The organism is Nostoc sp. (genome assembly GCF_036917375.1).
In the GTDB taxonomy this organism is placed as follows: domain Bacteria; phylum Cyanobacteriota; class Cyanobacteriia; order Cyanobacteriales; family Nostocaceae; genus Nostoc.
In genome coordinates, this window is sequence record NZ_JBALDN010000084.1 from 20,467 (window position 1) to 27,361 (window position 6,895).

Annotated in this window: 5 protein-coding genes; 3 read left to right on the forward strand and 2 right to left on the reverse strand. The window is 43.1% G+C overall.

Going from position 1 to position 6,895, the window contains the following annotated elements; genetic code table 11:
• Position 1: 1 nt before the first annotated feature.
• The gene (locus V7K45_RS21855; RefSeq protein WP_335007095.1) at positions 2-286 is read right to left on the reverse strand and encodes a peptidase; all 285 of its coding nucleotides are present in this window, start codon (positions 284-286) and stop codon (positions 2-4) included.
• 407 nt (positions 287-693) lie between these two features.
• Between V7K45_RS21855 and V7K45_RS21860 the strand changes: the two genes are divergently transcribed.
• Together V7K45_RS21860 and V7K45_RS21865 are read left to right on the forward strand one after the other, a co-directional pair.
• Entirely contained in the window at positions 694-1,194 is a 501-nt protein-coding gene (locus V7K45_RS21860) for a DUF4363 domain-containing protein (protein WP_335007096.1), read from the forward strand.
• Between the two features lie 343 nt (positions 1,195-1,537).
• On the forward strand, positions 1,538-3,238 hold the full coding sequence (locus V7K45_RS21865) for an iron uptake porin (RefSeq protein ID WP_335007097.1): 1,701 nt from the start codon (positions 1,538-1,540) through the stop codon (positions 3,236-3,238).
• A 256-nt stretch (positions 3,239-3,494) separates the two neighbouring features.
• Here V7K45_RS21865 and V7K45_RS21870 read toward each other — a convergent pair whose 3' ends face one another.
• Entirely contained in the window at positions 3,495-3,845 is a 351-nt protein-coding gene (locus tag V7K45_RS21870) for a hypothetical protein (protein WP_335007098.1), read from the reverse strand.
• A gap of 42 nt (positions 3,846-3,887) precedes the next feature.
• Here V7K45_RS21870 and V7K45_RS21875 point away from each other — a divergent pair.
• A partial coding sequence (locus V7K45_RS21875; RefSeq protein ID WP_335007099.1) for an NB-ARC domain-containing protein occupies positions 3,888-6,895 on the forward strand: 3,008 nt, incomplete at its 3' end.

Genomic DNA, 6,895 nt, shown 5'->3' on the forward strand with positions numbered 1-6,895 from the left:
TTTAATTATTAGGGTTTTGCCGAGTTTTTTTACCAAATAAACCAGACATATTTAATCCTGTCACCAACAATCCTAGAAGTCCTAATCCATTCAAAATTGGGTAGATTCCTTGCAGATGAAAGATTTCGCCTGTATGGATACTCAAGAGGAAGCTAGCTGGAACTCCTATATTCACAGACCATTCGCGGACAAAGGTTGTTAATATCCCAGTCAGCATGGTTAACATAAGTGGCACAGATAGGATGATGCCAAGGATACGATGATACTTACGAAATGAACGTTTCATGGTATTTCTCCGGTCAGTAGAAACTTTTTACAATGTAGGCTCAATATCACCTGAAATGCAAATGAGATGAGAAAAATCGAGTCTTGTCAGACAAGACTCGAAGTCAGCAATTGGTGTGAGGAGTCTTGATAGACTCTGTTTTTAAGGTAAAGCATGACAAGTAAAAAACTCGGAAAGAGAAAATATTGGTTCTTTCCGAGTTTTTTACCTTGATAGCTTTAATATTTAAATGACAAAAATATTACCTAATATTTTTGTTCATAGTCAGCGTAAAATATGAACGCTAGTACAAGTCGGCAAAAACAAACCTACTATTTCATTACAGCCAAAAAGCCCAAAATGAAAGATTTTTGATTTTCCCTTTGCGGTACTAGTTTACACAAACGAGTTTTGATGAGGAGTTTAGAATGAATCGTTTTAATCCAGTACTGATAGCTGCTGCAATCAGCATGATGACTTTGGTTGGATGCAATAAGGGTGAAGAACCTACTGCACAGACGCCACCTGCTGGGAGTTCTATCGCCGATACAACAGCTAGTCCCTCTGCGACAGCTAGCCCTGATGCAGCAGCCACTCCCACGCCCGCTGCGACAACCTCCCCTAGTGCAGTAGCCACTCCCACTAAAACAACTGAATTTCAAGGTCTAGAGGGTGTTGTAACCAATACCAAGGCCGCAGTTCAGGCCGGAGATTTTACCAAAGCTAAAGGGGAATTTGATAAATTTGAAGATTTCTGGTCAAAGGTTGAGGATGGAGTTAAAGCTAAATCTCCTACTACCTACAAAGAAATTGAAGATAAAGCCGATGAGATTAAGGCAGGACTGAAAGCCTCTGCACCAAATAAACCGAAATTGTCAACAGCTTTAGGGGTTCTTAACAAGGATGTCACTAGTGTAGCCAAGCCTTAAGGTGAATTATAGTAATAAATTTACCATAGCCGTTGGTTTCGACTTCGCTCAACCAACTGAGTAGTCGAGAGTTGAGCGAAGCGATGCACTGAGCCTGTCGAAGTGTCGAAACTCGTCAACATAGGTATTTTTTTCTAAGAAATCACCTAAGAGCCAAATACATAGACTGAGTATTTGTTGGCTAGTTTGCTAGTAGTACGTCAAGTTGAAATTGATGGATGAGCAAGTTTGTAGTAAGGACTAAAGTCCTTATTTTCTAAGCACTAAAGTGCTTACTACAAGCTATCAAAATTAACTTAGACACTGTACTAGTCCTAATTAATTTTTTGTGTGAGAAATAAAAATGTTAAAAGCAAAAGTTCTCTGGAGTTTTCTTCAGCAGGCTCCATTCGTTGTGTTTGTTGCCTCAGTTGTTGGTTATGCTGGGCTGGCAATAGCATCTCCTGCAAATAATACTACATCAAAACCCGAAAATAACCAAACCGAGCAATCTCTAGAGTCTCCGGCAACTGCTGATGCTGTTGCTCAAGTTACCTCTGTATCTCAATTATCAGATGTGCAGCCAACTGATTGGGCATTTCAAGCGCTGCAATCATTAGTAGAACGTTACGGCTGTATTGCTGGATATCCTAATAGTACGTATCGCGGTAATCGAGCGATGACGCGATATGAATTTGCAGCAGGTTTGAATGCTTGTCTACAACGCGTCAATGAACTGATTGCTACCTCAACTAATGATTTGGTTAAGAAACAAGATTTAGCCACATTACAAAAATTGCAAGAGGAATTTACCGCCGAACTAGCAACCCTGCGCGGTCGAGTTGATGCGGTGGAAACACGCAGTGCCGAACTGGAACAGCATCAGTTTTCTACCACTACCAAACTCAATGGTGAAGCGATTTTTGCAGTAGCAGGGGTTGTGTCAGGAGATAATGCTAGAGGAGGAAAAATCAATCGCAATGCTATTTTAGGCGATCGCATCCGTCTCAACTTTGATACTAGCTTTACAGGCAAAGATTTACTCAGAACCCGACTGCAAGCCACAAACCTGAATACCTTCTCTAGCAACTCTACATTTACACCACAAGGTGACTTCCGGTTTGCTGGCGGTACTTTTGATAATGGCAACAACAATGCTGTCGGCATAGATGCGCTGTTGTATCAGTTCCCTCTCACTCAGAAAACGAATGTTGTCATTGAAGCAAATGCAGGTGCAATCGATGATTTTACTAATACAGTCAACCCTTACTTAGATGGAGACGGTGGTAGCGGCGCTTTTACTCAGTTTGGGACTCGCAACCCTATTTATTATCTAGTTAATGGTACTGGTTTAGGAATTCAGCATCAGTTTAGCAAGAATCTAGAACTAAGTTTGGGGTATTTAGCTAACGATCCTGCTAATCCTCAAAATGGAAGTGGTTTATTCAACGGTGCTTATGGAGCCATAGCCCAATTAACGGTCAAACCGACTGATAAATTCACCCTTGGTTTGACTTACGTTAATTCTTACAACAATGATTTTACTGCCAATGGTAGTACAGGTAGTAACCGTGCTAACTTGCGATCGGCTTTACTGAATAATCCCAATTTACCAAATGATTTAGCTCCATTTTCTGGTGCAGATTTGCCAGTATCCAGTAATGCTTATGGTGCAGAAGCATCATTACAACTGAGCGATAAATTTATCTTGGGTGGCTGGGCTGGCTACACTAACACTCGGATCTTAGCAACCAATGGCAGTGGAATTAATCGGGGAAGTCTTGATATCTGGAACTGGGCGGTTACTTTAGGATTCCCCGACCTTGGTAAAAAAGGGAATCTAGCTGGTATTGTGGTTGGTATGGAACCTTATGTAACAAGTTCTAGCGTTGCCCAAATTGGCAAAGATAAAAACAATTCCTATCATTTAGAAGCGTTTTATCAGTATAAGGTGAGCGACAATATTACTATTACTCCCGGAGTTATTTGGTTGACTTCGCCGGATAACAACAGCAATAACAATGATGCTGTCATTGGTGCATTGAGAACTACTTTTACTTTCTAAAGGTAAATCTGGATTTGTTAATAGAGGAGTTTAGTCTTGAGGAAAGCTCCCTAACACCCTACCCCTTCTTTGCTTGCGAAGAGATGAGGGAAAGCGTAATCTTTACGGGGTGGGGTTTTATTTTTTGGAAGTCATGGCGATGGCGATCGCACTTCCACAACACGCTACTATCTTTGATAAACTGCATAGTTTACCGCACTTCGGCAAGCTCAGTGACCACCGTAGGCATCGCCTCTGCTTAACACAACCTACCATTTCATCTTTTACTTTTGAGCTTTGGAGAATCGTTTTCCTTTCTTTTATCCTGCAAGCTGCGAATTTTAACCAGCACTGAAATATATTGTTGAGTCATCCAAATCAACGCCTCAATGGATGAGTTACCTTGGTCGATTCGGCTTTTAGCTTGGAAGCCAATCAAGAATAGTTGCATTGCCAGCAACAAAGCAATGGTTTTACCGAGAACATTTTGACGGACTTGCATTTGGTTATGCCCCAAAGAGTTGATAGATATAGGTTCTCTTTGGGGTTGTGTCCCTAAGCAAATACCCCAATGTCGCTGAAAATGCCTTAGAATCTGGATTACATAAGTTTGGGGTGGTAGTTTCAATCTGGGGTAGCCCCAAACTTCTTACTCAATTTTTTGGATGTAATGCCACGAATTACCTATGGGCCTGAGATTCAAAAGCGAGTCAAGCGTCTGCTGGAGGCGTTGCTTTGTTTTGTCGATGGAGAATTTGAGGACGGTAACTTTAAAATTGAGTCCGACTGGAAAGAAGCAGACAGCGCTAACCCCAAGCTGACTGTGCAGACTACGTTAGTCGCGTTGGAGTTGCTGACGCAAAAAGACAAATATCCTGGCAAGTTGACTAAAGCGCAAATTCGAGAAGCGTTGAATTTGCTGAAGGATTTTTTGAAGATTCTGGAAGATAACCGTCTCCAAACTCAAGGTTCTGATGACTGGCGCTTTACTTTAAAGCTATGGTCAAAGGATAGAGAGAAGAACCTGAAAGGGTTTGATGAAGCGTGGGAAAAGAAAAGACCAAAGAAATCGAAACAATTAGCAGCCAATTCCACCCAAGATGAGGGTGTTGCTACTGTACCCAAAATTAAACTTACTCTATTTCAAGCGCCACCCTTACCCACATACTTTGTAGAACGTCCAGAGTACAGCGATGATTTAAAGACTCGTCTTTTAAATGGTTCATCGTTTGATAGTCGCACTTTGGTAATTACTGCGATTCACGGTTTGGGTTCGGTGGGCAAATCTACTTTAGCTGCGGCTTTAGCTCATGATGCAGAAATACAAACTCGTTTTTGTGATGGCATTCTTTGGGCAACATTAGGTCAACAACCCAATGTGCTGGCTTTACTTAGTGGCTGGGTACAGGCATTAGGAGACTATAGCTTTAAACCTACAAGTGTAGAAGCAACTTCTAACCATTTGCGGACTCTGCTTTATGACAAGGCTGTGTTGCTGGTGGTGGATGATGCTTGGAATACCGAAGATGCACAAGCGTTTAATTTTGGTGGGGCGCGTTGTCAAGTTTTAGTAACTACTCGTGAAGGTTCTATTGCCGATGCCTTAGCAGCCAGCACCTACAGCCTAGATATAATGAAACCAGACCAGGCAATGGAATTGCTGACCAAGAAATTAAGACGCGAGATTACTGGCACAGAACGTCACTCAGCAGAAAATTTAGCCAAAGGTGTTGGTTATCTTCCCCTAGCATTGGAACTTGCAGCCGCCGAAGTTGCCTGTGGTACAACTTGGGATGAGCTATTGGCGGATATTCAGCAAGAAGTAGCCAGATTAACAAGTTTTGACCGACCGGAAGCCGAAGAAATTACTGATGAGGCTAGTTTAAAACGTCTGAGTTTAACTGCATCATTAAATTTGAGTGTCAAGAGAATGCCACCAGAAAAGCAGCAGCATTTCTCTTGGTTAGGGGTATTACCGGAGGATGTCAACATTAATAAGATGATGGCGGCAACGCTGTGGCAGATGGATAAGCGTGATGCTGCCAAGATGTTGCAATATTTACGGAATAAAGCATTGCTATTAACAGGAGTACCGCTTGCTGATGGTATGCCTACCTATCGCTTACATGACTTATTCCACGATTTAGCTTGTAATTTGTTAACTGCTCCCTCTATGCCAAAGCGCCCAGGAGATTTGGCTGGGTTGGGTTTAAACCTTGCTGATGTTCACGCTGCTTTTTTAAAGAAGTATCGGCAGAAAACCCAGAATGGTTTATGGCATACTTTACTCGATGATGGTTACATTCATCAGTATTTAGTTTGGCATTTGGAAAAGGCTGGACAGTTAGAAGAGATTCACACGTTATTGCGGGAAGAGTCTGCAACTGGAAGCAATGGCTGGTATGAAGTGCGAGAACAATTGGCACAAACTGGCGGTTACATCACAGATATTTCTCGTGCCTGGGAACTAGCAGAAGCGAATCGGACTGAATCAACACTAAGCTTGCAGTGTCGTTATGCTTTGATTACTGCATCGATGAATAGTTTGGCAGCTAATCTACCAGCAAATCTGCTGGTAGCGTTGGTCAAAAACAAGATGTGGACTCCCGAACAAGGACTAGCTTATGCCGTGCAAAAACCACAACCACGAAAGAAAATCGACTCGCTGACAGAACTAGTCAATTATTTGCCACCAAATCTTCAAAAATTAGCACTGCAAAAAGCCCTTGCTGCTGCCAAGGCGATTCAGTTTGAGGATTCTCATGCCTATGTCTTAAGTGCCTTAGCTAAGAAACTGCCAGATATATTGCCAGAAGCCCTTGCTGCTGCCAGGGCGACTCAGGATGAGGATTATCGTGCCAAAGCCTTGAGTGCCTTAGCTGACATACTGCCAGATATATTGCCAGAAGCCCTTGCTGCTGCCAGGGCGATTCAGCATGAGTATTATCGTGTCAAAGCCTTGAGTGCCTTAGCTGAGAAACTGCCAGATATATTGCCAGAAGCCCTTACTGTTGCCAGGGCGATTCAGGATGAGTTTTTTCGTGCCAATGCCTTGAGTGCCTTAGCTGACATACTGCCAGAGTTATTGCCAGAAGCCCTTGCTGCTACCAGGGCGATTCAGGATAAGGATTATCGTACCGATCCCTTAAGTGCCTTAGCTGAGAAACTGCCAGATATATTGCCAGAAGCCCTTGCTGCTGCCAAGGCGATTCAGGATGAGTATTCTCGTGCCTATGCCTTGAGTACCTTAGCTGACAAACTGCCACCAGAGTTGTTGCCAGAAGCCCTTGCTGCTGCCAAGGCGATTCAGCATGAGAGTTATCGTGCCAAAGCCTTGAGTGCCTTAGCTGAGAAACTGCCAGATATATTGCCAGAAGCCCTTGCTGCTGCCAGGGCGATTCAGGATGAGTATTCTTGTGCCAAAGCCTTGAGTGCCTTAGCTGACAAACTGCCAGATATATTGCCAGAAGCTCTTGCTGCTGCCAGGGCGATTCAGGATGAGTATTCTTGTGCCAAAGCCTTGAGTGCCTTAGCTGAGAAACTGCCAGATATATTGCCAGAAGCCCTTGCTGCTGCCAGGACAATTCAGGATGAGTATTCTTGTGCCAAAGCCTTGAGTGCCTTAGCTGAGAAACTGCCAGATATATTGCCAGAAGCCCTTGCTGCTGCCAGGACAAT